Source organism: Rhizobium sp. CF080, assembly GCF_000282095.2.
Classification (GTDB): domain Bacteria; phylum Pseudomonadota; class Alphaproteobacteria; order Rhizobiales; family Rhizobiaceae; genus Neorhizobium.
The window spans coordinates 205,562-231,101 of the sequence record NZ_AKKC02000001.1 but is presented as its reverse complement, the minus strand read 5'-3'; the positions used below and the strand labels follow the sequence as shown (position 1 = coordinate 231,101).

Here is a 25,540-nt window from a genome sequence, read left to right as displayed (position 1 = left end):
GCCTGCGGCGGGCGGGGATTGGGCCAGTCCATAGACCTGTTGATCCGCTCTGCCAATTGGAGAATCTCACCATTTCACGTTTTGGGTCACGTCTGCGTGAGATCGGATTTTCTCGTCATGGAGCCCAGTTATGTTCCACCGCATTGGACTCAACTTCAAGGGTCCGACGACAACTCCAGGAGGAAGCTACATCATGACGAAATCAGGTATCGGACGGCGCACCCTCATCGGCACAGCCGGTTTGGGCATTCTCGCCGCCCCGGCAATCATCAATGCTGAGGCTTTTGGCCAGGAGAAGAAACAGTTGGCAATCGATCGCGTCATCCCACCGGACATCCATAAATTCAAGCTCGGCGGTTTTCAGGTTCTGGTGGTGAAGGACGGCGCCCGTCCCTCCGGCGCTCCCGGCGAAACCTTCGGCCTCAATCAGCCGCCCGAGGCGCTTTCAACCTTGCTGACGCAAAGCTTCCTGCCGACGGACCAGTTCGTCAACAGCTTCGCCCCGACGCTGGTCGATACCGGCAGCGACGTGATTTTGTTCGACACGGGCCTCGGCAAGGCGGGCCGCGCCCAGGGTGTCGGACGCCTGGTCGAGGGACTGGCAGCCGCGGGCTATATGCCGGAGGATATTTCGATCGTCGTCATCACCCACATGCATGGCGACCATATCGGCGGTATCATGGAAGACGGCAAGCCGGCCTTCCCGAAGGCGCGTTATGTCACGGGCCAGGTGGAATACGACTTCTGGACCGATGCCGCTCGCGCCGGCACGCCGGCAGAGGGCAATCAGAAGAGCGTGCTCGCCAATGTGAAGCCGCTCGCTGACAAGATGACTTTTCTGAAGGATGGTGGAGAGGTCGCCTCCGGCATTACCGCAATGCTGGCGCCGGGCCATACGCCCGGTATGTTGATCTTCAACATCGAGTCGCAGGGCAAGCGTCTGGTTCTGACCGCCGATACGGCCAATCACTATATCTTGTCGCTGCAGCGGCCCGAATGGGAAGTACGTTTCGACATGGACAAGGCGCAGGGAGCCGCGACCCGCAAGAAGGTCTTCGACATGATCGCCACGGATAAGATCGCCTTCCTCGGTTATCACATGCCCTTCCCGGCGGTCGGTTTCGTCGAAAAGCAGGGCGCCGGCTACCGTTTCGTGCCGAAGAGCTACCAGTTCGACATCTGATTGTACCGACAAGCGATCAAAGCCCGGGAGAAGCCTCTCCCGGGTTTTTGCTATTCCCTTCTTGTCATGAACGTGTTACCAGCCCTCGCCAACTTCCAAGCAATTGTTGCCGGAGCGTCGGGACGTATCGAGTCGTTCCTGAGCGCATCCCGCATTTTCTAGATCGAAGGAATTGGCCATGGCACGCATCATTGAAACGGCAACCGGCGCAGACGCGCTCACCTTCGACGACGTGCTCCTGCAGCCCGGGCACTCCGAAGTCATGCCGGGCCAGACGAATATCGCCACGACCATCGCCCAGGATATCGACCTCAACCTGCCGATCATCTCCTCTGCCATGGATACGGTCACCGAAAGCCGGCTCGCCATTGCCATGGCGCAGGCAGGCGGCATCGGCGTCATCCACCGCAACCTGACCCCGATCGAACAGGCCGAGCAGGTTCGCCAGGTCAAGAAGTTCGAAAGCGGCATGGTCGTCAATCCGGTGACCATCGGCCCCGATGCGACGCTGGCTGAAGCGCTGTCGCTGATGAAGTCCTACAGCATTTCCGGCATTCCGGTCGTCGAGAACGGCGGCGGTCATGTGCCGGGCCGGCTGGTCGGTATCCTCACCAACCGCGACGTCCGGTTCGCCTCGGATCCGGCTCAGAAGATCTACGAGCTGATGACCCGCGAAAACCTGATCACCGTCAAGGAAAGCAGCGTCGACCAGACCGAGGCCAAGCGCCTTCTTCACAAGCATCGCATCGAGAAGCTCCTGGTCGTCGATGGCGAAGGCCGCTGCGTCGGCCTCATCACCGTCAAGGATATCGAGAAGTCGCAGCTCAACCCGAACGCCTCCAAGGACGCCCAGGGGCGCCTGCGTGCGGCCGCTGCGATCAGCGTCGGCGACGATGGTTTCGAGCGTGCCGAACGTCTCATCGAGGCCGGCGTCGATCTGCTGGTCGTCGATACGGCCCACGGCCATTCGCAGCGCGTGCTCGATGCGGTCACGCGGGTGAAGCGAATCTCCAACCACGTGCGCGTCATGGCCGGCAATGTGGCGACCTCCGACGGTACCAAGGCGCTGATCGATGCCGGTGCGGATGCGGTCAAGGTCGGTATCGGCCCGGGCTCGATCTGCACCACCCGCATCGTCGCTGGCGTCGGCGTGCCGCAGCTCGCAGCGATCATGTCGGCTGTCGAAGCGGCGCGCGCGCAGAACATCCCGGTCATCGCCGATGGCGGCATCAAGTTCTCGGGCGACCTCGCCAAGGCGATCGCCGCCGGCGCATCCGCCGTGATGATCGGCTCGCTGCTGGCCGGCACCGACGAAAGCCCGGGCGAAGTCTATCTCTACCAGGGCCGCTCGTTCAAAGCCTATCGCGGCATGGGTTCGGTTGGCGCCATGGCTCGCGGTTCCGCCGACCGTTACTTCCAGGCGGAAGTGCGTGATACGCTGAAGCTGGTTCCCGAAGGCATCGAAGGCCAGGTCCCCTACAAAGGTCCGGTCTCGGGCGTGCTGCACCAGCTCGGCGGCGGTCTGAAGGCGGCCATGGGGTATGTCGGCGGCGCCAATCTCAAGGAATTCCAGGAGCGGGCCACCTTCGTGCGCATCTCCGGCGCGGGTCTGCGTGAAAGCCATGCGCATGACGTGACGATCACGCGCGAGAGCCCCAACTATCCGGGCGCCGGCCTCTGACAATCGTGGCGGGAGGGGGGATTGCCTCCTCCCTCGAATTTCAAAAAAAGTCGGGCCGGATGCCTGCCGGCGGGCTTCTTCGAGAAGCCCGCTTGCTTATTTCTTTCGTGATTCTCTGCTAAATAACGACCGTTGGCGATCGTGCCGACGGGAGTATTTTTCGGGGGTAAATATGAAAAAGTTTCTGGCTTGCGCGCTCTTCCTGGGCGCAGCATTCGTCACGCCTGCGCAGGCGCAGACCGTTCGCGCCGGCACCTACAATGTCGAGGGCACCAACCTCGATGGTTCCGCCTACAAGGGAACCGCGAAGATCTCGCTGACCAGCGAAACGACCTGCGCGATCGAGTGGAAGACCGGTTCCTCCACGTCCAGCGGCATCTGCATGCTCTATGGCGATTCCTTCGCCGCCGGCTACGTGCTCGGCAAGGCGGTCGGCCTCGTCGTCTACAAGGTCAATGACGATGGTTCGCTGGAAGGCGCCTGGACCATTTCCGGCAAGGACGGCTCCGGCACCGAGAACCTGACTCCGCAATAACCTGCAGTCATGGATGAGATTGCATGGCCCCGGTGAACCGGCGTCATGCAACGCCGCCTTTTGGACTACATGGCGACGCAGATCGGGCGGTTTATGCTGGTCGTGTGGGCGAGCTCGCCACAATCCTGGCGGGTCCGTCGATCAAGCCGAATTCACGAACAAGTGTAATATCGGGCACTTAGATCACCTAGTGTTTCATCTGCAAGTGGAAGCACCTCGGTATAGATTTCCTCGTCACGCAAATCTGCCACGGAGGAATAGCCATGGACAACGAAACCCCGAAGATCACCCAGGCGATGATCGACGCCTATGACGAATACACCCATCTGACCCTGGATCGCCGGCGCTTCATGGAAAAGCTGACCCAGCTTGCCGGCTCCGGCGCTGCCGCCGCCGCGATTGCGCCCCTGATCGGCGCCAGCTCCGCGAAGGCCGACGTCATCCCCGCCAATGACGACCGGCTGACGACCGAGGATGTCACTTATCCGGGTGCCAACGGCGCGACGATGAAGGGCTATCTCGTAAAACCCAAGAACGCCTCCGGCCCGCGCGGCGGTGTTCTTGTCATCCACGAGAACCGGGGCCTGAACGGCCATATCAAGGACGTTGCCCGCCGCATGGCGCTCGAAGGCTTCAATGCGCTCGCTGTCGATTTCCTGGCGCCCCAGGGCGGCACGCCGACCGATGAAGAACAGGCCCGGCAGATGTTCTCCGCTCTGAAGCCCGATGATGTTTCGGCCAATGGCGAAGCCAGCCGTGCCTACCTCGCCGGCATCAGCGGTGCGAATGGCAAGGTCGGTGCGATCGGCTTCTGCTGGGGTGGCGGTTCGGTCAACAACCTGGCGGTCAAGTCCCCGAGCCTCAATGCCGGCGTCGCCTATTACGGCGCCCAGCCGAAGGCCGAGGACGTGCCCGCCATCAAGGCGCCACTGATGCTGCATTACGGCGGGCTCGACGAGCGCATCAATGCCGGCATCCCGGCCTTCAAGGCGGCGCTCGAAAAGGGCGGCAAGACCTTCGAGATCTTCGTCTATGACGGCGCCAACCACGCCTTCAACAACGACACCTCCTCGGCCCGCTACGACAAGGCCGCCGCCGATCTCGCCTGGAGCCGCTCGGTGGCGTTCTTCAAGAAGAACCTGGCGTAACCGATCGAGGCTTGGCTCGGGTCGCTGTAGCTTGCGCCAGCCGAAGTGTAGTTCAAGGTGACGGAAAAGAAGAAGCCGGGGTTCTGTCCCGGCTTTTTTGTTTGGCTAAGTTTCGTCGCTGTTCTTAAAGTCGCAGGGTGCCTGTGCGTCTTTCTGCCGTTCGTGCCGGATGGCTGCAATCTCCACGATGCCCTTGCGGACACGCGCTGTCAGGATGAGTGGCCGAATGACGATCCGGCGAGAACCGGGGATCAGGCCGCGTTCTGTCATTTCCGGAAATTGGGCGAGATTCTCTTTGAGTTCCGCAAGCCGATTGAGAATTTTGCGGGCAGCGGTTGGGTTCTCTTCCGCAAGCATTGCGACGTAGGTGAGAAACCAACGCTCGGCCCTCGGCGAAAGTCGCACTATGGCTCGTGGCATCAGCCGGCTCGTTTAGAACGCTTTGCCTCGGCGGCCTCGACAATCGAAGAGGCTTTGCTCAACATGTCATCTAGGTCGACGCCTTTGCCGTCGTCCAGTTCGGCAAATCCTTCTGCGTCCTGAAGCAGCTCGGCGCCTTCCTGTTCAAGATACTGGGTAAGCGCGCGAAGCATGACCCACGTCCGATCGCGATCGAGTGTCGTCGCAATACGGTCGAACTCGTTGACGAGTTCTGTGGGAAGACGAAGAGATATCTGCGACTTGTCCTGCGTCAGCATGGGAAGCTCCTGTAAGACACCGTATCACAGTGCAACCCATGCTGCCACAAGTCAATCAAGGGAGGTGCCTACCACCCCGGCATCACCGAGCCCGCCCGAGCCCGCGGCATGCGCTGGAACGTTTTGACCTCGCCATCCAGATCGTCCGGCATCACGGCCGGTGAGATGTTGTCGAGGCAGGCGGTGATGTGGTCGGTGATGGCGTTCATCAGCGACGGCGAAAGCCCCGGCCGCTTCATCAGGCCGATCTGCACCGGCGGCAGCGGCGGGAAGCCGTCGGCGGACGACAGCACCTTCATGCCGGTGCGCAGCGCCGATTCCGGCAGCACCGAGACGGCCATGCCGGCAAGCACGGCGGCGGCGACGACGGTCGAGGACCAGCTGGTGAACAGGACCTGGTATTCGCGTCCGTCCGCATCGAGCGCCGAACAGGCGAGCTGCCGCCACAGGCAGTCGCGGCGGCCGACCGCGAGCGGCACCGGCGCGTCGTCCTTCAGCGGATGATTGGCCGAGCCGACCCAGCAGAGCGGCTCCGTGCGCACCACGTCGGAAATCCGCTGGCGCGGGTTATGGGTGACGAGCGCGATGTCGAGCTCGCCGCGCGCCATCTTTTCCGCAAGGCTGACCGACGGCTCGCAGACGATATAAAGTTCGACATTCGGATGGGTCTTGGCGAAACGGCCGATGATCTCCGGCATGTAGCGGTCGGCATAGTCGTCCGGCGTGCCGATGCGCAGCGTGCCCTCGAGACGGTTGTCGTCGAAGGCGGCGATCGCCTCGTTATTGAGGCGGATGATGCGCCGTGCATAGTTCAGCAGCTTCTCGCCCTCGGCCGTCAGCCGGTTGCCGCGGCCATCCTTAGCAAACAGCTGCTTGCCGATCCGTTCTTCGAGCCGACGCATCTGCATCGACACGGCGGACTGGGTCTTGAACACCCGGTCGGCGGCCTTGGTGAAGCTGCCGGTGTCCACGATAGAAATGAAAGTATGCAACTGATCGATATCGAGCGGTGCGGACATGATAGATCATCCATCAGAGGGTTTGATGCTAACCATTAGAAACATTCGTTGGACTGATCAATAGGTTTTCCGCGATAAGGGGATCGCAAATCAAAATCGAAGGGTGCTTCTTCCCTGAGCGCCCAATCTCGGCAGCCCTTCCGTCGGACCTCCACGGAAGGGATGGCCTTTCTCGTGCCTGCGAAAGGATAGACCCATGAGCACGACCGACTGCGGAACTGAACTCGACCTCGTTCACGAAGGGCGCGGTGCGTATGGCCGCTTTGGCCTCGTGGTGCTGCGAACGAAATCCGTATGGCGTGCCTTTCGCAATCGTATGGCGAGCAATCGCCTCCATGATCTCGACGACCGCCAGCTCAACGATATCGGCATCACACGGCATGATGTGGTGATGGCGCTCAATCACTCGGGCGCGCTGGACGATCCGTCGCTACTTCTGTCGCGCGCCGCCCGCGAGCGTGCACGGCACCGCTTTGCAAGACCGGCCAATCGCTGATCTTGCCTGACCTTTTCCCCGCAGGGTGATAGCCAATAGCCCTGCTGCTTGCCCGGCCGGTCGATCCGCGCCGGGCTTTTTTTATTTGGAAGGTTTCGGAGCGGCAGGCGCAGCTTCCGCCTCGATATTGCCGCCTGCGCCATTGCGCAGATAGGTGTCGAAGATCGCTTCCATGTTCTTCTGATAGCTCTTCTGCACTTCAAGGCCACTGTCGAACATGTTGTTCAGGACGTCGCGATAGGGATTGGCCTCGGCTGCCGGCACTTCCTTGGGTTTTTCCGGCGAAGGGGCGGCCGCGGGGCTCGGGCTCGGGAAGGCGCCGCCCATCATGTCCTGGACGGCCTTGGCGAAGGGATTGTCGGCGAAAGGATTGCCGCCCGAAGGCTGCGGCTGTTCCGGCTTGTCGAGCCCCCACATGGAGCGCATTGCCTGGGCGAAGGGATTGTCGAAGGGATTGGCAGCCGGCTGCGGTTTCGCCTTCGGCTGCAGGCCCATGGTTTCCAGCCATTGCTGCTGCATCTGGCCCATCGGGGAGGCGGCAAATGCATCGTTGGCGCCGGTCATCTGCCCGGTCATCTGCTTGAACAGCCCGCCCATCAGCGTGTCGGCCATGGCCGGCATCATTTTCTTGAAGACTTCCTGGCCGATCCCGGTCAGCTGCTCGGCCTGAGCGGCGATCGCGCGGGAGACTTCCTTGGAGCCGAACAGCTTTTCGAGCACGGCATTGCCGTCCATCGTGCCCTGCGGCGTGAAGGCCTTGGTCAGGTCCTCGAAATATTTGGTATAGGCGCCGGAGACCATGCTGCTCATCAGCGAGGTGAGGTCGTAGGGGTTGGCGCTGGTGCGCTTGAGGCCCGAGGAGAAGGCGGGCATCAGTGCCGCCATCGCCTGGGTGGCCTGCTCCTGGGCGAGATTGAACTGCTTGGCGATCGCGTCCATGCCTGCGCCGTTCTGAGCTCTGAGCATCATGTCGAACAATGGCAGCATGGAGAATCCTTTCCGGTTCGGGTGATGCACCACTATATCCGGAAAGTGCTGAACGGAAACCGGTTTTTAGAACTGATCTCAATCTAGGGTCAGTATTGGTATTCCTCGAACACCGGCTCGACCGAACCGTTCCAGCGGCCGTGGTAGAGAGACAGCATGTCGTCTGCCATGGTCGTCTTCTTGGCGAGCACTTCGTCGAGCGGTTGCAGGAATATGCTCTCGTCCTGACCTTCGCCGTTGAGCCGCGCCCGGGCCTTCAAACCCGCCTTGGAGATTGCCACCGCCTCGCGAGCGATGTCGAGCACCGGCTTGCCCTTGATCTCGGCCTTCAGACCCTTCGCCGGCACGGCATCGCGCATGGCGATGACGTCCTCGACCGTCCAGTCCGCGGTCAGCGCTTCGGCGTCGGCAAGCGCCGTGTCGTCATAAAGCAGGCCGACCCAGAAGGCCGGCAGCGCACAGATCCGCCGCCACGGGCCGCCGTCGGCCCCGCGCATTTCGAGGAAGCGCTTCAGGCGAACGTCGGGGAAAAGGGTGGAAAGGTGGTTGGTCCAGTCGCCCATCGTCGGCTCCCAGTCCTTCACTTCGCCCTTGAGGGCACCGTTCATGAACTGACGGAAGGTGACATGCGTGCAGTCGTGATATTTGCCGTCTCGGACGATGAAATACATCGGCACGTCCAGCGCCCATTCCACATAGTCCGCGAACCCGAAGTCCTGTCTGAAGACGAAGGGCAGTACGCCGGAGCGCTGGTTGTCGGTATCGCGCCAGATGTCGCCACGCCAGGAGACGAGCCCGTTCGGCTTGCCCTCGGTGAAGGGGGAGGAGGCAAACAGCGCAGTTGCGATCGACTGCAGCTTCATCGACACGCGCATCTTGGCGGCCATGTCCTCTTCCGAGGAGAAGTCGAGGTTCACCTGGATCGTGCAAGTGCGGTACATCATGTCGAGACCCTTGGAGCCGACCTTCGGCATGTAGCGCGTCATGATCTCGTATCGGGATTTCGGCATGCGCGGGGTTTCAGCGCGCGTCCATTTCGGGCTACCGCCGATGCCGAGGAAGCGGATGCCCATCGGTTCGGCGATTTCGCGCAAGACCGCGAGATGCTGGTTCGATTCCCGACAGGTCTCGTGAATGGTCTCGACCGGCGCGCCGGAAAGCTCGAACTGGCCGCCGGGCTCGATCGAGATCGCGCCCATGCCCGAATGCTCACCGAGGCCGATGATGTTTTCACCGTCCATGATCGGCTCCCAGCCGAGCTTCTTTTCCATGCCTTTCAGCAGCGCCGAAATGCTCGCCTCGCCGAAATAGGGGACGGGGCTGTTGTCCGCCCGGAAAAAAGCGAATTTCTCATGCTCGGTGCCGATGCGGAATTTTTCCTTCGGCCGCGGTCCCTGCGCCAGGTAGGCGGAAAGCTCGGACACCGAGGTGAGCGGTGTCTGGTCGGTGGTATCGCGGGCCATGAAAACTACCTTGTTCGGAATGCCTGATCTGGACGCCAAATTGCACGAATGGCCGGGTGATTGGACCGGATTGATGTGCGGCGCAAGTCAATTTCTTTCAAGATAGATTCAGAATTTCAACGCCCTCATGTCAAGCGGGGGGCAAGCGGGTCAACGCCAGTCGCCAAGTGCCGCCTGGATGACCGCAAGTGCTGCGACCGCTGCCGTATCCGCACGGAGAATCCGGGGGCCGAGTGGAATTGCGGTAACGAAGGGCAGCGCGCGCAGCCTTTCCCGTTCCTCTTCCGAAAATCCGCCTTCGGGGCCGACCAGCAGCGCCAGTTTGGTCTCCTTGATCGCGGAAAGGACAGGCAGCGGGTTCTGGCCCGCATCGCCTTCGTCGCAAAAGATGATGCGCCGATCTTCGGGCCAGGTGTCGAGGAGGTCGCCGAGCTTCTTCGGTGGAGCCACCTCCGGCACCGACAAAATGCCGCACTGCTCGGCAGCCTCCACCACATTCGCCTGGAGCCGGTCCATGCTGGTGATCTTGCCCTGCACATGCTGGGTCATGACCGGCTGGATAAACCCGGCCCCCATCTCGACCGCCTTCTGCACAAGATAGTCGAGACGTCCGACTTTCAACGGCGCGAAAAGATAGTGCAGATCGGAAGAGGGCGGCTGCGGCCGGGTTTGTTCGACCGCCTCCAGCACGATCTTCTTGCGGGTCGGGAAGGTGACGTGGGCCTTCCATTCGCCGTCGCGACCGTTGAAGAGCAGGATTGCCGCACCTTCCTCCATGCGCAGCACGTTGGCGAGATAGTTGAATTGCTCCGGCGACACTTCAACGCGCGTACCGGCCCCGAGTGGCGCGTCGATGAACAGTCTCTGCATCCGGAAATTGGCGCGCATGGAAACCTCGAAGCTAAACGAACAGCGCGAACATAGCCGTGGCGATCAGCGCCGCAAGCGCGGCCGCGGCCGGAAGCGTGATCATCCAGGCGGCGATGATGCTGAGGAAATGCGAGCGCCGCACCAGATAACGCCGTTTCAGCTCGTCGTCATTGCGCTCGAACGGTTCGACCGTATCGAGATCCTTGCCGGCCCGCACCCGCATATATTCGTATCGCCGCCGGGAATGGCGGGTGTACCACTCGCGGAAGAAGCCGACGCCGAACACCGCGCCTACGGCAATATGGGTCGAGGAAACCGGCAGGCCGACCCAGGATGCGACGATGACGGTCAGTGCCGTCGACAGCGAGACGCAATAGGCGCGCATCGGATTGAGCTTGGTGATTTCCGCGCCGACCAGCCGCACCAGCTTCGGTCCGTAGAGAAGCAGGCCGAGCGAGATGCCGAGGCCGCCGACGATCAGTTCCCAGAGCGGAATATGCACGCCCGCTGAAATGCCGCGTTGCGCCGCCGAAACGATCGCCGCAAGTGGGCCGATGGCGTTCGAAACGTCATTGGCGCCATGTGCAAACGACATCAGCGCGGCGGAAAACACCAGTGGAATACGGAAGAGGGTGCGCAGTGACTGGTTGCGGTTCTCCAGTCCCTCGGCCTGACGGGCGATGACCGGGATCAGGACGCGCCATGCTGCAAGGCCGGTCACGAGCGAGATCATGGTTGCAACCGACACCGGGATATTCACCAGCTGGCCGAGCCCGACCAGCGCCAGAAAGCCCGCAAAGGCGCCGGTCATCAGGCCGATCAGCACCGGTACCCATGTCTTCGCGGCGGCGATCTTGTCTTCGCGGTAGATGATGTTTTCCTTGATCAGGAAAAGGAAAGCGGCGGCGATAACGGCCCCGAGGATCGGCGAAAAGACCCAGCTTGCAGTGATCCGGGCGATCATTGCCCAATTGACGGCCGAGAACCCGGCAGCCGCGATCCCGGCTCCCATGACGCCGCCGACGATCGAATGAGTGGTGGAAATCGGCGCGCCGAGCCAGGTCGCGACATTGATCAGCACCGCGGCCGACAGAAGTGCTGCCATCATCGCCCATATCAGCACGTCCGGGCTGCTGATCATGCCCCCCTGCATGATCCCGTTGGCGATCGTGTTGGCGACGCCCCGGCCGGCGATCACCGCACCCGCCACTTCGAAGATGGCTGCGAGACCGAGGCCGAAAGTCATGGTCATGGCGCGGGCGCCGACTGCCGCGCCGATATTGTTGGTGACGTCGTTGGCGCCGATGTTCATTGCCATGTAGGCGGCAAGGCCGGACGCGGCGATGACGACGACGGCACCGGGCTTTCCGGTCACATAGGATGCGGCAAAGATGGCGACGAGAATGATGAACAGCAGCGCCGTGCCCGGCGCGGCAAGCCCACGCGACATCTGCCGCGCGGCTTCCTCCACGGAGGAGAACTTCTCCAAATCCTTGTCGAGCGTCGGCTTCGCCAGGCGCGGCCGTCTTTGGCCCATATCTCCGTCCTTGGATGAAAAGGGAGGCGCGAGACCGGAACTGCGGCCGTCTCCGCCTCACGGAAGAAAATTACGGCCTACCGCTTAATAGCGCGCGTTGGCGAAGGCAATATCGCAGAATTGTGAAGATACTTCGAAGCGCTTTAACTTGCGGCTTTGACTGCAAGCTGCGGAAGGCGCGGCTGCATTCTTTCGGCGAACTGCAGGAAGAGAATCTTCAATTCCGGTTCGTTGACGCGCATCGCGGCCTCTTCACAGGAAACCCATTCCAGCGTTCGAGAGCCCTTTTCCGGATAGCTTTTCAGGCATTCGTCCACTTCGAGCGCGTGGACCTGCACCCGCACGGGGATCTTCAGGCCATTATCGAGCGTCTTGCGGTAGTGATAGAAACCGAGTGGTTCCTTTTCCACCTTGCCCTTGACGCCGACTTCTTCGAACGCTTCGCGTTCGGCGACCTGGTGAGCTTTTTTGTCGGTCATCGGCCAGCCTTTGGGCACGACCCAGCGGCCGGTATCACGACTCGTCGCAACCAGAACCTCAAGTTGTGCCGGCTTCTTTTTTATCCGATAGCAAAGCGCAGCATATTGCTGCCGCGGCGGTCGCTGCAGCATTAACCGAAGATTGCCCGTGACCCGATCCATAAAGCCCAATTTCTGTTTATTCCTCCTGAGAATGACATTTTACTAATATAGAGCTTGCGCGAAGATTAACGACCCACAGCGACATTTTTGAGAAGAATCGTGGTGGTTAACGATCACCGAAGCGCTAACCATTGTGAGGCCACTTGGTTTCACGTCAATAGAAATTTGCACAGGTGTTCAATTGTAATTGTGCACGATGCCGCGAACCAGGCAGACGCAGGCTCAGATTTTGGTCTGAATCATCCTGAGTTGTGCGATCCGGCTCCATTCGCCGGTGCGTTCAGCTTCGTCGGTGACCTTGGAAATGAAGTCGATATGGTCTTCCGCAGCCTGTCTGGCCTTGGAAGGGTCGCCGTCCAAAATCGCCCGTCCGATCGCCTCATGTTGGGTCATCACGGCATCATGGGCGCCGCCGACATTGAAGATGATGCGGCGGTTGTAGAAGATCCCGTCGCTGAGCAGGCGGTAGCAAGCTCTGAGCGTGTGCATCAGAACGATATTATGCGCCGCATCGCCGATCGCATTGTGGAATTCGACGTCCGAAGTCAGTTCATCCTCAAAGCGTCCGTCCTGATGGGCACTGCGCATTGTCTCCAGGATGCGTTCGATGAGTTGTCTGTCGGTTGCCGTCGCCCGTCTGGCGGCAAGCTCCGCCGTCATGCCTTCGAGCTGGCGGCGGTATTCGAGATAATCGTGAACCGCCCGCTGATGCCGACGGATCAGGGCGACCAGCGGCGGCGAGAAGATCTGGCCGACGATATCGGCGACATAGGTTCCGCCGCCATGCTGGCTGGTGAGCAGCCCGCGTGCCTCCAGCTCCTTCAGCGCTTCCCGCAGGATAGGCCGCGAAATGTCGAATCTCTGCGCCAGCTCGCGCTCACCGGGCAACCGGTCGCCGTCGCGCAGCACGCCGTTGAGGATCAGGCTTTCGATCTGAAGGATGACCTCGTCCGCAGTTCGACCATGCGGCACCGGCGCGAAAAGCTCATGCGTCAACTTTGCCGTCTCCAAATCGGGTCATGCCAGCCGGGTGTTCCGGCTTCTTGTATCACTGGTAAAAAAAGTATACCAGTTGAATGTGTTTAGGAGGATCCGGTGGCCGATACGATCAGTTTTCTGAAGCCTCGCGAGGCGGTGCTGTCGCGCCGGGCGGCGATCATTGCCGATCTGACCGAGCTTCTGCCGCCCGAATGCCTGGTGCATGAGGCCCGCGAGCTGGTGCCGTTCGAGACCGACGCATTCGTCTCCTACCGCCGCCTGCCGATGGCCGTCGCCCTGCCGAAGACGACGGCGCAGGTGGCCGCCGTAATGAAATACTGCAATCGCTACGGCATTCCGGTCGTGCCGCGCGGGGCCGGCACCTCGCTCTCCGGCGGCGCCATCCCGCAGGAGGATGCGGTCGTGCTCGGTCTTTCCAAGATGTCGCGCATCCTGGAAGTCGACTATGCCAACCGCACCGCCACCGTCCAGGCCGGCGTCACCAATCTCAACATCTCCGAAGCGGTCGGCATAGACGGCTTTTTCTACGCGCCCGACCCGAGCTCGCAGCTCGCCTGCACGATCGGCGGCAATATCGGCATGAATTCCGGCGGCGCCCACTGTCTGAAATACGGCGTCACCACCAACAATCTGCTCGGCGTGAAGATGGTGCTGGTCGATGGCACCGTGATCGAGCTCGGTGGCAAGCATCTCGACGCGGCAGGTTACGACCTGCTCGGCCTCGTCTGCGGTTCGGAAGGCCAGCTCGGCATCGTCACTGAGGCCGTGGTGCGGCTGATCGCCAAGCCGGAAGGTGCTCGCCCGGTCCTGTTCGGCTTCGATACGTCCGAACATGCAGGCGCCTGCGTCGCCGATATCATCGGCTCGGGCATCATCCCGGTCGCCATCGAATTCATGGACAAGCCCGCGATCGAAATCTGCGAGGCATTCGCTCATGCGGGCTATCCGCTCGACGTCGAAGCGCTGCTGATCGTCGAGGTCGAGGGTTCCGAGGCCGAAATGGACGCGATGCTGAAGGCCATCGTCGAGATCGCCGGCCGCCATGGCGTCAAGACCGTGCGCGAAAGCCAGTCGGCCACCGAAGCCGCATTGATCTGGAAAGGCCGCAAGTCCGCCTTCGGCGCCACCGGCCGCATCGCCGACTATATCTGCATGGATGGCACCGTGCCGCTCGGCAAGCTCTCCTATGTGCTTAACAAGACGTCCGAGATCATCGACCGCTTCGGGCTGCGGGTCGCCAACGTCTTCCATGCCGGCGACGGCAACATGCACCCGTTGATCCTCTTCAACGCTAACGATCCCGAGGATGCGGCCAGGGCCGAAGAGGCGGGCAACGAGATCCTGAAACTCTGCGTCGATGCCGGCGGATGCCTCACCGGCGAACACGGCGTCGGCATCGAGAAACGCGACCTGATGCGCCATCAGTATTCCGAGGCCGATCTCAACCAGCAGATGGCGGTGCGTTACGCTTTCGATGAAGACTGGATACTCAATCCGTCGAAAGTCTTCCCGCTCGATGGACGGCCCACAGCATGACGCTGATACCGAATTCCGAGGTGGATGCCGCCTATATCATCCGCAATGCTGCGAACGACGGCAAGAAGGTCGCCCTTTGCGGCGGTAGCACCCGCGCCGGTTTCGGCAACACCGCCGAGCCGGCCGAAATGGTGAGCTCGACCGGCCTTTCCGGCATCGTCGATTACGAACCGGCGGAAATGGTGATGACGGTGAGAGCCGGCACGCCGGTCGCCGAGATCGAGGCGACGCTTGCCGCCAATCGCCAAATGATGGCCTTCGAGCCGATGGACCATCGCGGCGTGATGGGTACGCTCGGCGAGCCGACAATCGGCGGCGTGTTTGCCGCCAATGTCTCGGGCCCGCGCCGATTCGTCTCCGGTGCCGCCCGTGACAGCCTGCTCGGCATCCGGTTCATCAACGGCCGGGGCGAGGCGATCCGCGCCGGCGGCCGGGTGATGAAGAACGTCACCGGCCTCGATCTGGTCAAGCTTCTGGCCGGCTCGCACGGCACGCTCGGTTTCCTGACCGAGGTGACCTTCCGGGTGCTGCCGGTGCCGCAGACGGTGGAAACCATCGTCATCTCCGGTCTCGACGACGCGGCTGCCGCGAAAGCGATGGCGGCGGCGATGGCGCTGCCGGTCGAAGTTTCAGGGTCAGCCCATCTGCCGCAGACCGTCCGGTTCCGCTTCCTCGGCGGCGGCTTGCCGGCAGGCGAGGCTACCGTCTTGCGCCTCGAAGGCCTTGCTGCCTCCGTTGCGGTGCGGGCCGAAAAACTGGCTGCCGTCATGCAGGCATTCGGTCCGGTCTCGCGGCTGGGCCAGGAGGAGAGCCAAACGCTCTGGCGGCAGGTCCGCGATGTCTATCCCTATTCGGATGGAACTTTGAAGCCCGTCTGGCGGGTCTCCGTTGCCCCCTCGGCAGGCCACCAGCTGGTTGCCGCTCTCCGGCTCGAAGCCGGCGTCGATGCCTTCTACGACTGGCAGGGCGGGTTGGTCTGGATGCGCATGGAAGCCGATCCGGAGGCGGATTTGCTGCGCCGCTACATCCGCGCGCTCGGCGGCGGTCACGCGACGCTGCTGCGGGCATCGGATGCCGTGCGTGCGCAGACGCAGGCCTTCGAGCCGCAGCCGGATGCCGTTGCGGCGCTTTCGGCGCGCGTCAAACAGAAACTCGACCCGGCCGGTATTTTCAGTCCGGGCAAGATGGGGTGAATACGGCAATGGTAGTGTTCCCGGCATACCCCCCTCTGTCCTGCCGGACATCTCCCCCTCAAGGGGGGAGATCGAATCGGAGCAGCGTTTCGCCCATCTCGACGGGACTGGTGGAAATGACGTCCGTGCTTCCTGCCGATCTCCCCCCTCGAGGGGGAGATGTCCGGCAGGACAGAGGGGGGCTGGCGAAACGCAGAGCCGTCGGTGAAGATGCAATGTCCGCGAGGGATACCCAATAAATGCAAACCAACTTCACCCTCGCCCAACTCGCCGACCCGCATGTGGCCGAATCCGAGCAGATCCTCCGCCGTTGCGTTCATTGCGGGTTCTGCACCGCCACCTGTCCCACCTACGTCACCCTCGGCAACGAACTCGACAGCCCGCGCGGCCGCATCTATCTGATCAAGGACATGCTGGAAAACGGCCGGCCTGCGGATGAGGAAGTGGTCACCCATATCGACCGCTGTCTCTCCTGTCTTGCCTGTGTCACCACCTGTCCGTCTGGCGTCGACTACATGCACCTGGTCGACCATGCCCGCATCCATATCGAAAACACCTACCGGCGCCCGCTGATCGACCGGCTGATCCGCAGCCTGCTCGCCGCCGTGCTGCCCTATCCCGCCCGATTTCGCATCGCACTTGGTCTGGCCAGGCTTGGACGCCCCTTCGCGCCCCTCCTGAACCGTGTTCCGGCGTTGAAACCGCTCGGCGCGATGCTGGATCTCGCCCCGAAATCCACCGCCAGGGTTTCCGACTCCGCCAACCCCGGCATCCGTGCGCCTGAGATCGAGAAGCGTGGTCGCGTCGCGATCCTGTCCGGCTGCGCCCAGCCGGTGCTCGATCCGGACATCAACGACGCGACGCTCAGGCTTCTCGCTCGATTCGGTGTCGAAGTGGTTGTACCTGAAGGCGAGGGCTGCTGCGGCGCGCTCGTGCACCACATGGGCCGCGAGGAGCAGGCGCTCGATTTCGCCCGTCGCAATGTCGATGTCTGGACGCGCGAAATCGACAATGGCGGGCTCGATGCGATCATCATAACCGCGTCCGGCTGTGGCACGACGATCAAGGATTATGGCCACATGCTCCGCCTCGATCCGGCCTATGCGGACAAGGCGGCAAGGGTCTCGAACCTCGCCAAGGATATCACCGAGTATCTTTCGACGCTCGACCTTCCGAGACTCGAGCCGAAGCGGCTCAACGTCGCCTATCATTCTGCCTGTTCCATGCAGCATGGCCAGAAGATCACCATGGCGCCCAAGAACCTCCTGAAGGCGGCGGGTTTTACCGTCCGCGATCCGGGCGAGGGGCATCTCTGCTGCGGCTCGGCTGGCACCTACAACATCCTGCAGCCGGACATCTCGGCGCAGTTGAAGGCCCGCAAGGTGAGGAATATCGAGGCCACCAAGGCCGATGTGATCGCCACCGGCAATATCGGCTGCATCACCCAGATCGCCTCCGGCACCGCCATCCCGATCCTCCACACGGTGGAGCTTCTGGATTGGGCCTATGGCGGCCCGAAGCCGGAAAAGATCCCGGGCAGATAAATTCGGTCCAACAAAAAAGCCGGCGAAATCGCCGGCTTTTTCGTCGAAGGTTCTGGCCCTCAGAACTTGTAGGAGACGCCGAGGTTGATGGCATGCGTCAGGATGTTGGTCTTCAGCGAAGCGCCGCTGTCGATATCCACATCCACGAACGAGTAGTTGCCCTTGTATTCGGCAAACATCGACCACTTTTCGGTGAGCTGGTACTTCACGCCGGCCTGGGCCTGGATCGTCGCGCCGCCGAACTGATATTCGAAGGTGCGGCCGGAAGCGCGGGTCACCTCGACATGCGGCACGTTGATACCGACACCGGCGCCGACATAAGGCGTCCACTTGCTGCCTTCGATCGGGAACTTGTAGAGCGCGTTCAGCGTCAGCAGGTTCAGGCCGTCGGTGAATTCGAAGACGCTCCAGCCGCCCGCCTTAGCCATGGTTTCGTCGTCTGCATAGACCTTGGCATGGGTGTAATCGAGCGAGACACCCCAGTTCGTCAGGGCACCGCCATCGAACCAGTAGGTGCCGCGGATACCCCAGTAGGGAGGCATCGCGAAGGGCTTGGTATCCCAGCCGGCTGCGAAGTCAGGACCGTCCGAGACATCGACGTCGGAATGCGGTGCGAATTGGTAGCCGCCGTAACCGGAGATTTCAAAACCACCGGTGCTGGCCGGAGCCACATAGGCGGGAGCAGCGGGGGTCAGGTCGGCTGCCTGAGCCGGAGCAATATAAGCAAGACCAGCTGTGAGAAGCGTAGATGCGAAGGCGAAGGAAAGGATTTTGCGCATGAATCAGCCTGCAGGGAGGAACGTTGGCTTTTTGGTGACTCAATATTTAGCGGCGGATGCCTCGCCGGTCTGTGCTTTTTTTGCACCAGTCGCCGACGAAGCTAAGCCAGTTATGGTTAACGAAATCTAAACCCATGAAAAAGAGCGGCTTTTGCCGCTCTTTCGGACCTCTAGGTAGCCGCCTCAGCCGCCGAAAATCGTGCCGAAAATATCGATTCCGCGATCTTCGAAATCGACTTTCCCCTGCCGGTTGCCGGGGCCGATGACGATCACCTTGGTGCCGATGTCGGCGCGCGAATAAAGGTGCTCGACGTCCTTGTTCATCATGCGGATGCAACCGGACGACATGTTGAGACCGATCGTCCAGGGCTGGTTGGTGCCGTGGATGCGGAAGATCGTGTCGCGGCCGCCCTTGTAGAGATACATGGCACGGGCACCGAGCGGGTTGTCGATGCCGCCTTCCTGCACGGCCGGCAGGATGCGACCGGCCCGCCGTTCGCGGACACGCATTTCAGCCGGCGGCGTCCATGAAGGCCACTCCGCCTTGCGGCCGACATTGACGACGCCGGACCAGCCGAACCCTTCGCGCCCGACGCCGATGCCGTAGCGGGTCGCCCGGTTGGGGCCCTCGATATAATAGAGAAACTTGTTGTTGGTATCGACGATGATCGTGCCAGGCTTTTCGGTCGACGAGAAGCGCACCATGCGACGCTTGAATTCTTCCGGCACTTCCCGCGGCATCGCGACCAGCGTCACGTCGCTCGCCGGGCGTTCCATAAACGGTGCTGCCGGGCCGAATGCGCTGGCATGTCCGGCGGTGAAGAAGATCGCACCAGCCATCCCCATGGCCATCGCGAGGGTCTTGCCTGTCCTCATTCCCCCAAATTTCATCCCAAGGTCCTCTCCGATTTGTTGAACGGCGGAGGCTAACCGACTCGGGCGTCAAAACAAGCGGGAGTAGGTCTAATAAAGAAGATGTGATGGTAAAAAGGCGGCGGGACTGTGTCTCCGCCGCCTCACCTTGGGGACGGGCGGGTATTACATGACGATGACTTTGGTCCCGATGTTCACCCGTTCGTAGAGATCCGTCACATCTTCGTTGCGCATGCGGATGCAGCCGGACGAGACGGCGCTGCCGATCGACCAGGGAGCGTTGGTGCCGTGGATGCGATAGAGCGTCGAGCCGAGATACATGGCGCGGGCGCCGAGCGGGTTTTCCGGTCCGCCGTCCATGCGAGCCGGCAGGTAGTGGCCCTTGGCGGCTTCGCGCTGGATCATTTCCGAAGGCGGCGTCCAGTCCGGCCACTCGGCCTTGCGGGTCACCCGGTGCTCGCCGGCCCATTCGAAGCCCGGCTTGCCGACGCCGACGCCATAGCGACGGGCCTGGCCGTTGCCCGTGACCAGATAGAGGAAGCGGTTGTTGGTGTCGATGACGATCGTGCCGGCCTTCTCCTTGGTGTCGTAAGCGACCGTCTGCGGCAGGAACTGCGGTTCGATCTGGCTGCGGAGCGGCTGTGGGCGCATCGCGACCTGCTGTGCCGGGGAGCGGTCGAAGATGCCGCGGCGAACCACCGGCTGCTGCTCGCGCTGCTGATAGATGGTGCGCGGCTGGGCGGCCTGACGCGGATAGACGACCGGGCGACCGTTCGGCCCGGCGAGCTGCATCACCCATGGGGCGGCAAGATCGGGGCTGACGACGACGGGCGGGCGTTCACGATATCGGTCCTGGGCAAGGGCGGCACCGGAAAGGGCAAGGTTCGACAGGGCAGTCGCAAGGCCGAAGGCCAGGAAAAGGGTTTTCTTCATGATCGGATCCACTCGTTACAAATCACCGACCGGACGCCCTTCAAGCACTTGATAACTGGCGTCGGTGTTGACGAACATGGTGACCACGAGGTGAAAGCGAATGGTAAACGGGTGGAACATTGAAAGCCGGCGGGCCTATAAACCCTTTGGCAGGGTTACCGCCCGGTTTTGAAACATGGTTGACCGATGTTAAAGCCGGCGGAAAAGCTGTTAACCAAATGGTTTGGGTCTGGGAGCAGGAATGGAAAAGGCAGGAATCATCATCGGCGAGGATGGCAAGGGGCGTTGCTCCTGGCATGGCGGTCTCGAAGACTACCGGCACTATCACGACGAGGAATGGGGCCGGCCGGTGACGGACGACATCCGCCTGTTCGAGAAGATCTGCCTCGAAGGTTTCCAGTCCGGCCTGTCCTGGCTGACGATCCTCAGGAAACGCGAAAATTTCCGTGCCGCCTTTGCCGGTTTCGATTTCGTTGAGGTCGCGCGGTTCGGCGAGGCGGATATCGCCCGCTGCCTCGGCGATGCGGGCATCATCCGCCATCGCGGCAAGATCGTCTCGACCATCAACAATGCCGCGCGCGCCATCGAACTCAAGGGCGAGTTCGGTTCGCTCGCCAAATTCTTCTGGAGCTTCGAACCGGCCACGCATCTGCGTCCGGCCGTGATGGACCTCACCACGCTCAGGGCCAACCCCACCACGCCGGTATCGGTGCAGCTGTCGAAAGCCTTGAAGAAGCGCGGCTGGACATTCGTCGGTCCGACCACCGTCTACGCCTTCATGCAGGCCATGGGCATGGTCAACGACCATCTCGACGGCTGTTTCTGCCAGCGCGAGGTCGACGCACTGAGGCTGAAATTCAAACGCCCGTGATCTTCGAGATCACCGAAGTGAGTTCGCCGAGATGGCCGATCTGGCGGAAGCGTGGTGCTGCGGTCGGCACGTCCACCTGTTCCAGCACCCAGGTCAGAGCATGCGGCACGAACACGCCGTAGCTTCCGGCCGCGATCGCCGGCACGATATCGGATTTCAGCGAATTGCCGACCATCATCGCCCGCTCCGGCCCGTCGGCAACCTTGGAGAAGATACGGCGATAGGTGGTGGCGTTCTTGTCGCTGACGATCTCCACCGCATCGAAAAAATCGCCGAGACCCGATTGCGCCAGCTTCCGCTCCTGGTCGAACAGGTCGCCCTTGGTGATCAGCACCAACAGATATTCGCCATTCAGCGCCTCGAGCGTTTCTTCCACATGCGGCAGGGTTTCGACCGGATGGCGCAGCAGGTCGCGGCCGATATCGAGTATCTCGCTGATCGTTCTCGTCGGCACCTTGCCGCCGGTGATTTCGATTGCCGTCTCGATCATCGACAGGGTGAAACCCTTGATGCCGAAACCGTAATGGGAAAGATTGCGTTTTTCCGCTTCGAGCAGCCGCTCGGAGATGTGAGCGCCTTCGGCGAACTCGCCGAGCAGCGTGGCGAAGTGTTCCTCCGTCAGCCGGTAATATTGTTCGTTCTGCCAGAGCGTATCGTCGGCATCGAAGCCGATGGCGGTAATCGGGCGCATGGATCTGCCTCCATTCGCTCATATGGCGAAAAAGACGGCGCCGGGCAAGATGAAAGCCTGCCCAGCGCCATATCGATCACGGAGACTTTTTACTTGCCGTGCGCCTTCAACCAGGCCTGCATGTCGGCGATTTCCGCCTCCTGCGCCTTGATGACGGCTTGCGCCAGCTTGCGGATTTCCGGATCCTTACCATGCGCAAGCTCGACCTTGGCCATGTCGATTGCGCCCTGGTGATGCGGGATCATGCTGCGGACGAAGTCCACATCCGCATCGCCCGAATACTGGATCGCCATATCCTTGTGCATTTTGGCGTTTGCATCTTCAAATGCCTTGGTGGAGGGGCTGCCGCCCGTCGGCATGCCCATCTTGGAGTGGTCCATGCCCTTCATCTCCTGCGCCGCGAGCGGGCCGGCGAGGAGAGCGGAGAGGGCGGCGGTCATGAGAACGAATTTCGCAGACATAGGGTTTCCTTTTCCGTGTCCGACAGAATTTAATGATGACGTAGATTTGAATTCCGTCAGACGCGGGGAGGGGGCGTCAGCGGCGCGGTTGCTGGAGAGACCAGCGCCTGCTCAATGGCCGGCGAGGGATAGGCATAGGCAGACCGGCCGTTTTCGCCGATCGCCAGTTCCGGCAGCAGCGTCAGGCAAGCGGCGCAGAAGGGCGTGACACAGGTCTTGCCGCCATGCGGGCAGGGCTGCTGCGATGACCCATGGGAATGCGAGGCCTTCGCCGTTTCCGTCATCTTGCCATGGTCGTGATGCTGGGGGCGATCCTGCATGACCTGCGCGTTATGTTCGACCGGCACCTGCACATAAGGCATGCCAACGGCCGGCATGGCCCCGTAAAGGAGCCAGGCGAAGAACATCATGATGGCGGCAAGGCGTGACATGGCCTTGAATCTACGATCGTCTCCCCGGAAATCAACCGCTTGAACATCACAAGGCGATGACATCATGCACCGCCTGATATTCCTTGTTGAGTTCGCCATAAGGCGCGACCGGCCAGGTCCACGCCCGTTTCGCCGCTGGCACCGGCACGCCGCAGAGCAGGTCGGCTTCCTCAAGCACCTGCCCGCCACGATCCGTGACGCGATAGGCGGTGTCAGTGATCAGGGCCGTTTTGCAGGGCAGCGCTGCAAGGCCGTCGAGATGCGCCCGGACCAGCCGCTCCAAAATCTCGCCACGCGCGGGATTATTTTCGGCTTCCAGCCGGCGCTTCGATCCGACCCCGATCTGCGACAGGATATTGGCCGAGACGACGAGATCGAGATACGGCACCTGCCGCAGGAACGACAGCGGCTCCGGATTTTTGGCTGCGACCGCATCGTCGAAGCCGGAGAGGTCGCGCGAAATCAGCCGGACATTCCGGAACCGTTTCGCCTTCAGCCGCATCCGCACGCTCGCCAGATGCACGAGGTCGACCAGCACCACCGTATCGAATTTTGCCGAGAGATCATCGATCGGCACGTCCCGCAGCAGGCCCGAGCCGAGCACGACGCAGGTCCGCCGCTGCTTCATGTCGGCTGTGGCTTCCCGGATGAACGCCTTGCAATTCTCCTCGTGCGCTGCCCAATCGCGCGCGCATCGCCCGGCGCGAGACCAGAGGCTGACGGACGAGCGGACGAAGGGGCGGAATTTCATCGGCGTGACCAGCGAGGTCGCGGCATATTGGAGAGCTTCGATGAGCATGAATTAGCGATAGACCTCTCGGCGGTGGCCGATTTCGATCACCAGCACGACAAGCTTGTGGTCCTGAATGTCGCAGATGACGCGGTAATCGCCAACCTTGTAGCGCCAGAACTTGCCCAGTTCGGATCCGTGTAAGGCTTCGCCTGCCCGGCGCGGACTATCGAGCTTTGCCAGATGGTTATAAAGAAAGGAATGGATACGTTTTTGGACTTGAGGATCGAGCTTTTCGACTTGTTTTCGGACCAGCTTGTCGAATTCAATCGACCAAGCCACGCCAGAACTCCTCGCTGCTGATCACTTCGGATTCTCCGCGCTGGATTCTGAGCGTAGCCTCTTCGGCCAAACGCAGATCTTCCATATCTTCTAACAGCTGCTCCACAGCCTCGGTGACATAAACAGAAGGATCTTTTCCGGTCCGCTCAGCCAATGCTTCGAGCCGTTCGATCGTCTCATCAGGGAGCTCAATGGCAGCGTGCTTACCCACGGCGCGTTCCTTTGTAGCGGGGACTTCGCCCGTATAGCACTTTATGTCCGCAGCTTCCAGTATCCGGCATGATGCCGCCCTTGCCGCTCCGGCCTCTATCCTCTAAGAAACCGCACACAAATCCGGCCTCTCCGGGGCCTTTGGCAATGGAATTCCGATCATGAGCGACAAGCAGAAGAAACCGCAGAAACTGAAAGCCCGCCTGCCGCGCGGCTTCGTCGATCGCTCAAGCTCCGATATCCATGCCACCAACGAGATGACCGCGAAAATCCGCGAGGTCTACGAACGCTACGGTTTCGATCCGGTCGAGACGCCGCTGTTCGAATATACCGATGCGCTCGGAAAATTCCTGCCCGACAGCGACCGCCCGAACGAGGGCGTCTTTTCGCTTCAGGACGACGACGACCAGTGGATGAGCCTGCGCTACGACCTGACGGCGCCGCTCGCCCGCCATGTCGCGGAGAATTTCAACGAGATCCAGCTTCCCTTCCGCACCTATCGCGCCGGTTACGTCTTCCGCAACGAGAAGCCGGGCCCGGGCCGTTTCCGCCAGTTCATGCAGTTCGATGCCGATACGGTCGGTGCGCCGGGCGTCCAGGCGGATGCCGAAATGTGCATGATGATGGCCGATACGATGGAAGCGCTCGGCATCAAGCGCGGCGACTACGTGATCCGTGTCAACAACCGCAAGGTTCTGGACGGTGTCATGGAGGCGATCGGGCTTGGCGGCGAGGACAAGAGTGGACAGCGCCTGAACGTGCTGCGTGCCATCGACAAGCTCGACAAGTTCGGCCCCGAAGGCGTCAGGTTGTTGCTTGGTGCCGGCCGCAAGGATGAATCCGGCGACTTCACCAAGGGCGCGGGCCTGGGCGAAGAGCAAATCGAAAAGGTGCTCTTCTTCGTCGGCATCAAGAATTACGCCGAAAGTGCCGCCGAGCTTGGCGAACTTGTCGCCGGCACGGCGCAGGGCGGCGAAGGCGTCGATGAACTGAACACGATCGGCGCGCTTGCTGTTAGCGCCGGTTACGGCCCGGATCGCATCAAGATCGACCCCTCCGTCGTCCGCGGCCTCGAATATTACACCGGTCCAGTCTTCGAAGCCGAACTTCTCTTCGACGTCACCAACGAAAAGGGCGAAAAAGTCGTGTTCGGCTCGGTCGGCGGCGGCGGGCGATACGACGGCCTCGTGTCGCGCTTCATGGGCCAGCCCGTCCCGGCGACGGGTTTCTCGATCGGCGTGTCGCGCCTGATGACGGCGTTGAAGAACCTCGGCAAGCTCGGCCAGGACGAGGTGATCGCCCCGGTTCTCATCACCGTCATGGATGGCGATGTCGAGAGCATGGGCCGCTACCAGCGCTTCACCCAGGCACTGCGCAACGAAGGCATCCGTGCCGAAATGTACCAGGGCAACTGGAAGAAGTTCGGCAACCAGCTGAAATATGCCGACCGACGCGGCTGCCCGATCGCCATCATCCAGGGCGGCGACGAGCGGGCGCAGGGCGTCGTGCAGCTGAAGGACCTGATCGAGGGCAAGCGCCTCTCCGGCGAGATCGAGGACAATGCCAGCTGGCGCGAAGCGCGCGTGGCGCAGGATACTGTTCCCGAGGCGGATCTGGTCGCCAAGGTGAAGGAGATTTTGGCCGCTCAGGCGGAGGATCGGAAAAGGGCGGGCGATGCGTGAGCTCCAC

Annotated in this window: 29 protein-coding genes; 11 read left to right on the top strand and 18 right to left on the bottom strand. The window is 61.6% G+C overall.

The window, feature by feature from the left end; all coding sequences use genetic code 11:
• Positions 1 to 193: 193 nt before the first annotated feature.
• The 4 genes from PMI07_RS01135 to PMI07_RS01120 all read left to right on the top strand — a co-directional run bounded on the left by PMI07_RS01135 (position 194) and on the right by PMI07_RS01120 (position 4,547).
• The gene (locus PMI07_RS01135) at positions 194 to 1,183 is read left to right on the top strand and encodes an MBL fold metallo-hydrolase (protein ID WP_007773377.1); all 990 of its coding nucleotides are present in this window, start codon (positions 194 to 196) and stop codon (positions 1,181 to 1,183) included.
• Positions 1,184 to 1,361: 178 nt separating this feature from the next.
• Positions 1,362 to 2,864 carry an IMP dehydrogenase gene (gene guaB, locus PMI07_RS01130; RefSeq protein ID WP_024163462.1) on the top strand — a complete coding sequence of 501 codons (1,503 nt, stop codon included), beginning with the start codon at positions 1,362 to 1,364 and terminating at the stop codon, positions 2,862 to 2,864.
• Positions 2,865 to 3,036: 172 nt separating this feature from the next.
• Positions 3,037 to 3,399, top strand: coding sequence for a hypothetical protein (locus tag PMI07_RS01125; RefSeq protein ID WP_007773421.1), 363 nt, complete (start codon positions 3,037 to 3,039; stop codon positions 3,397 to 3,399).
• 263 nt (positions 3,400 to 3,662) lie between these two features.
• On the top strand, positions 3,663 to 4,547 hold the full coding sequence (locus PMI07_RS01120; protein ID WP_007773422.1) for a dienelactone hydrolase family protein: 885 nt from the start codon (positions 3,663 to 3,665) through the stop codon (positions 4,545 to 4,547).
• A gap of 105 nt (positions 4,548 to 4,652) precedes the next feature.
• On the opposite strand, the gene PMI07_RS01115 is transcribed toward PMI07_RS01120, so the two are convergent.
• The 3 genes from PMI07_RS01115 to PMI07_RS01105 all read right to left on the bottom strand — a co-directional run bounded on the left by PMI07_RS01115 (position 4,653) and on the right by PMI07_RS01105 (position 6,264).
• Positions 4,653 to 4,952: a type II toxin-antitoxin system RelE/ParE family toxin gene (locus tag PMI07_RS01115; protein ID WP_245277075.1), complete on the bottom strand. Its 300-nt coding sequence runs from the start codon at positions 4,950 to 4,952 to the stop codon at positions 4,653 to 4,655.
• A gap of 14 nt (positions 4,953 to 4,966) precedes the next feature.
• Positions 4,967 to 5,245 (bottom strand): ribbon-helix-helix domain-containing protein, encoded by a 279-nt coding sequence (locus tag PMI07_RS01110; protein WP_007773424.1) that lies wholly within the window; start codon positions 5,243 to 5,245, stop codon positions 4,967 to 4,969.
• Positions 5,246 to 5,313: 68 nt separating this feature from the next.
• Positions 5,314 to 6,264, bottom strand: coding sequence for a LysR substrate-binding domain-containing protein (locus PMI07_RS01105; RefSeq protein WP_024163461.1), 951 nt, complete (start codon positions 6,262 to 6,264; stop codon positions 5,314 to 5,316).
• A 196-nt stretch (positions 6,265 to 6,460) separates the two neighbouring features.
• Between PMI07_RS01105 and PMI07_RS01100 the strand changes: the two genes are divergently transcribed.
• The gene (locus tag PMI07_RS01100; protein WP_007771572.1) at positions 6,461 to 6,760 is read left to right on the top strand and encodes a DUF1127 domain-containing protein; all 300 of its coding nucleotides are present in this window, start codon (positions 6,461 to 6,463) and stop codon (positions 6,758 to 6,760) included.
• 81 nt (positions 6,761 to 6,841) lie between these two features.
• On the opposite strand, the gene PMI07_RS01095 is transcribed toward PMI07_RS01100, so the two are convergent.
• The 6 genes from PMI07_RS01095 to PMI07_RS01070 form a co-directional block, all read right to left on the bottom strand.
• A complete protein-coding gene (locus tag PMI07_RS01095; protein ID WP_024163460.1) occupies positions 6,842 to 7,747 on the bottom strand; it encodes a DUF937 domain-containing protein in 906 nt (301 codons plus the stop codon).
• Between the two features lie 89 nt (positions 7,748 to 7,836).
• On the bottom strand, positions 7,837 to 9,210 hold the full coding sequence (locus tag PMI07_RS01090; RefSeq protein WP_007756456.1) for a glutamate--cysteine ligase: 1,374 nt from the start codon (positions 9,208 to 9,210) through the stop codon (positions 7,837 to 7,839).
• A gap of 150 nt (positions 9,211 to 9,360) precedes the next feature.
• A complete protein-coding gene (locus tag PMI07_RS01085) occupies positions 9,361 to 10,098 on the bottom strand; it encodes a 16S rRNA (uracil(1498)-N(3))-methyltransferase (RefSeq protein ID WP_007756453.1) in 738 nt (245 codons plus the stop codon).
• 13 nt (positions 10,099 to 10,111) lie between these two features.
• Positions 10,112 to 11,617 carry an inorganic phosphate transporter gene (locus PMI07_RS01080; RefSeq protein ID WP_007756451.1) on the bottom strand — a complete coding sequence of 502 codons (1,506 nt, stop codon included), beginning with the start codon at positions 11,615 to 11,617 and terminating at the stop codon, positions 10,112 to 10,114.
• 143 nt (positions 11,618 to 11,760) lie between these two features.
• Complete coding sequence (locus PMI07_RS01075; RefSeq protein WP_007756446.1) at positions 11,761 to 12,267, bottom strand: NUDIX hydrolase; 507 nt, start codon at positions 12,265 to 12,267, stop codon at positions 11,761 to 11,763.
• 213 nt (positions 12,268 to 12,480) lie between these two features.
• A complete protein-coding gene (locus tag PMI07_RS01070; protein ID WP_007756444.1) occupies positions 12,481 to 13,254 on the bottom strand; it encodes a FadR/GntR family transcriptional regulator in 774 nt (257 codons plus the stop codon).
• A gap of 99 nt (positions 13,255 to 13,353) precedes the next feature.
• On the opposite strand from PMI07_RS01070, the gene PMI07_RS01065 reads away from it, so the two are divergent.
• The 3 genes from PMI07_RS01065 (at position 13,354) to glcF (ending at position 17,530) form a co-directional block, all read left to right on the top strand.
• Positions 13,354 to 14,793 (top strand): FAD-linked oxidase C-terminal domain-containing protein, encoded by a 1,440-nt coding sequence (locus PMI07_RS01065; RefSeq protein WP_007756442.1) that lies wholly within the window; start codon positions 13,354 to 13,356, stop codon positions 14,791 to 14,793.
• A complete protein-coding gene (locus PMI07_RS01060) occupies positions 14,790 to 15,986 on the top strand; it encodes an FAD-binding protein (RefSeq protein ID WP_024163459.1) in 1,197 nt (398 codons plus the stop codon). The genes PMI07_RS01065 and PMI07_RS01060 overlap by 4 nt, the downstream gene beginning before the upstream one ends.
• A 239-nt stretch (positions 15,987 to 16,225) precedes the next feature.
• A complete protein-coding gene (gene glcF / locus PMI07_RS01055) occupies positions 16,226 to 17,530 on the top strand; it encodes a glycolate oxidase subunit GlcF (protein ID WP_007759562.1) in 1,305 nt (434 codons plus the stop codon).
• 59 nt (positions 17,531 to 17,589) lie between these two features.
• On the opposite strand, the gene PMI07_RS01050 is transcribed toward glcF, so the two are convergent.
• Positions 17,590 to 18,309, bottom strand: a complete 720-nt coding sequence (locus PMI07_RS01050; RefSeq protein WP_007759566.1) for an outer membrane beta-barrel protein — start codon at positions 18,307 to 18,309, stop codon at positions 17,590 to 17,592.
• Here PMI07_RS01050 and PMI07_RS35915 point away from each other — a divergent pair.
• Positions 18,308 to 18,439: a hypothetical protein gene (locus tag PMI07_RS35915; RefSeq protein ID WP_280949758.1), complete on the top strand. Its 132-nt coding sequence runs from the start codon at positions 18,308 to 18,310 to the stop codon at positions 18,437 to 18,439. The genes PMI07_RS01050 and PMI07_RS35915 overlap by 2 nt on opposite strands.
• A gap of 53 nt (positions 18,440 to 18,492) precedes the next feature.
• Here PMI07_RS35915 and PMI07_RS01045 read toward each other — a convergent pair whose 3' ends face one another.
• Together PMI07_RS01045 and PMI07_RS01040 are read right to left on the bottom strand one after the other, a co-directional pair.
• Complete coding sequence (locus PMI07_RS01045; protein ID WP_051484061.1) at positions 18,493 to 19,185, bottom strand: L,D-transpeptidase; 693 nt, start codon at positions 19,183 to 19,185, stop codon at positions 18,493 to 18,495.
• Between the two features lie 162 nt (positions 19,186 to 19,347).
• Positions 19,348 to 20,118 carry a L,D-transpeptidase gene (locus PMI07_RS01040; protein ID WP_037084964.1) on the bottom strand — a complete coding sequence of 257 codons (771 nt, stop codon included), beginning with the start codon at positions 20,116 to 20,118 and terminating at the stop codon, positions 19,348 to 19,350.
• A gap of 238 nt (positions 20,119 to 20,356) precedes the next feature.
• On the opposite strand from PMI07_RS01040, the gene PMI07_RS01035 reads away from it, so the two are divergent.
• Positions 20,357 to 20,986 (top strand): DNA-3-methyladenine glycosylase I, encoded by a 630-nt coding sequence (locus PMI07_RS01035; RefSeq protein ID WP_007773769.1) that lies wholly within the window; start codon positions 20,357 to 20,359, stop codon positions 20,984 to 20,986.
• Here the strand turns inward: PMI07_RS01035 and PMI07_RS01030 are convergent.
• From PMI07_RS01030 to PMI07_RS01005, 6 genes are all read right to left on the bottom strand, one after another.
• Positions 20,973 to 21,677: an HAD family hydrolase gene (locus PMI07_RS01030; RefSeq protein WP_007773771.1), complete on the bottom strand. Its 705-nt coding sequence runs from the start codon at positions 21,675 to 21,677 to the stop codon at positions 20,973 to 20,975. The genes PMI07_RS01035 and PMI07_RS01030 overlap by 14 nt on opposite strands.
• 89 nt (positions 21,678 to 21,766) lie before the next feature.
• Positions 21,767 to 22,138: a DUF305 domain-containing protein gene (locus PMI07_RS01025; protein WP_007773773.1), complete on the bottom strand. Its 372-nt coding sequence runs from the start codon at positions 22,136 to 22,138 to the stop codon at positions 21,767 to 21,769.
• A 56-nt stretch (positions 22,139 to 22,194) separates the two neighbouring features.
• A complete protein-coding gene (locus PMI07_RS01020; protein ID WP_007773776.1) occupies positions 22,195 to 22,569 on the bottom strand; it encodes a hypothetical protein in 375 nt (124 codons plus the stop codon).
• Positions 22,570 to 22,615: 46 nt separating this feature from the next.
• Entirely contained in the window at positions 22,616 to 23,368 is a 753-nt protein-coding gene (locus PMI07_RS01015) for a hypothetical protein (RefSeq protein ID WP_007773777.1), read from the bottom strand.
• Positions 23,369 to 23,371: 3 nt separating this feature from the next.
• Positions 23,372 to 23,641 (bottom strand): type II toxin-antitoxin system RelE/ParE family toxin, encoded by a 270-nt coding sequence (locus PMI07_RS01010; protein WP_007773779.1) that lies wholly within the window; start codon positions 23,639 to 23,641, stop codon positions 23,372 to 23,374.
• Positions 23,625 to 23,852, bottom strand: a complete 228-nt coding sequence (locus PMI07_RS01005) for a ribbon-helix-helix domain-containing protein (protein ID WP_007773780.1) — start codon at positions 23,850 to 23,852, stop codon at positions 23,625 to 23,627. Before PMI07_RS01005 ends, PMI07_RS01010 begins: the two co-directional genes overlap by 17 nt.
• A 160-nt stretch (positions 23,853 to 24,012) precedes the next feature.
• Between PMI07_RS01005 and hisS the strand changes: the two genes are divergently transcribed.
• Entirely contained in the window at positions 24,013 to 25,533 is a 1,521-nt protein-coding gene (gene hisS / locus PMI07_RS01000; protein WP_007773781.1) for a histidine--tRNA ligase, read from the top strand.
• Positions 25,534 to 25,540: the final 7 nt, after the last annotated feature.

Coding starts and splice junctions, on each gene's coding strand:
- guaB (WP_024163462.1), top strand. CDS start 1,362: ATGGCACGCATCATTGAAACGGCAACCGGCGCAGACGCGCTCACCTTC.
- PMI07_RS01030 (WP_007773771.1), bottom strand. CDS start 21,677: ATGCGCCCGATTACCGCCATCGGCTTCGATGCCGACGATACGCTCTGG.
- glcF (WP_007759562.1), top strand. CDS start 16,226: ATGCAAACCAACTTCACCCTCGCCCAACTCGCCGACCCGCATGTGGCC.
- PMI07_RS35915 (WP_280949758.1), top strand. CDS start 18,308: ATGAATCAGCCTGCAGGGAGGAACGTTGGCTTTTTGGTGACTCAATAT.
- PMI07_RS01095 (WP_024163460.1), bottom strand. CDS start 7,747: ATGCTGCCATTGTTCGACATGATGCTCAGAGCTCAGAACGGCGCAGGC.
- PMI07_RS01050 (WP_007759566.1), bottom strand. CDS start 18,309: ATGCGCAAAATCCTTTCCTTCGCCTTCGCATCTACGCTTCTCACAGCT.
- PMI07_RS01135 (WP_007773377.1), top strand. CDS start 194: ATGACGAAATCAGGTATCGGACGGCGCACCCTCATCGGCACAGCCGGT.
- PMI07_RS01090 (WP_007756456.1), bottom strand. CDS start 9,210: ATGGCCCGCGATACCACCGACCAGACACCGCTCACCTCGGTGTCCGAG.
- PMI07_RS01060 (WP_024163459.1), top strand. CDS start 14,790: ATGACGCTGATACCGAATTCCGAGGTGGATGCCGCCTATATCATCCGC.
- PMI07_RS01035 (WP_007773769.1), top strand. CDS start 20,357: ATGGAAAAGGCAGGAATCATCATCGGCGAGGATGGCAAGGGGCGTTGC.
- PMI07_RS01105 (WP_024163461.1), bottom strand. CDS start 6,264: ATGTCCGCACCGCTCGATATCGATCAGTTGCATACTTTCATTTCTATC.
- PMI07_RS01125 (WP_007773421.1), top strand. CDS start 3,037: ATGAAAAAGTTTCTGGCTTGCGCGCTCTTCCTGGGCGCAGCATTCGTC.
- PMI07_RS01080 (WP_007756451.1), bottom strand. CDS start 11,617: ATGGGCCAAAGACGGCCGCGCCTGGCGAAGCCGACGCTCGACAAGGAT.
- PMI07_RS01045 (WP_051484061.1), bottom strand. CDS start 19,185: ATGAGGACAGGCAAGACCCTCGCGATGGCCATGGGGATGGCTGGTGCG.
- PMI07_RS01110 (WP_007773424.1), bottom strand. CDS start 5,245: ATGCTGACGCAGGACAAGTCGCAGATATCTCTTCGTCTTCCCACAGAA.
- PMI07_RS01100 (WP_007771572.1), top strand. CDS start 6,461: ATGAGCACGACCGACTGCGGAACTGAACTCGACCTCGTTCACGAAGGG.
- PMI07_RS01120 (WP_007773422.1), top strand. CDS start 3,663: ATGGACAACGAAACCCCGAAGATCACCCAGGCGATGATCGACGCCTAT.
- PMI07_RS01020 (WP_007773776.1), bottom strand. CDS start 22,569: ATGTCACGCCTTGCCGCCATCATGATGTTCTTCGCCTGGCTCCTTTAC.
- hisS (WP_007773781.1), top strand. CDS start 24,013: ATGAGCGACAAGCAGAAGAAACCGCAGAAACTGAAAGCCCGCCTGCCG.
- PMI07_RS01015 (WP_007773777.1), bottom strand. CDS start 23,368: ATGCTCATCGAAGCTCTCCAATATGCCGCGACCTCGCTGGTCACGCCG.
- PMI07_RS01025 (WP_007773773.1), bottom strand. CDS start 22,138: ATGTCTGCGAAATTCGTTCTCATGACCGCCGCCCTCTCCGCTCTCCTC.
- PMI07_RS01085 (WP_007756453.1), bottom strand. CDS start 10,098: ATGCGCGCCAATTTCCGGATGCAGAGACTGTTCATCGACGCGCCACTC.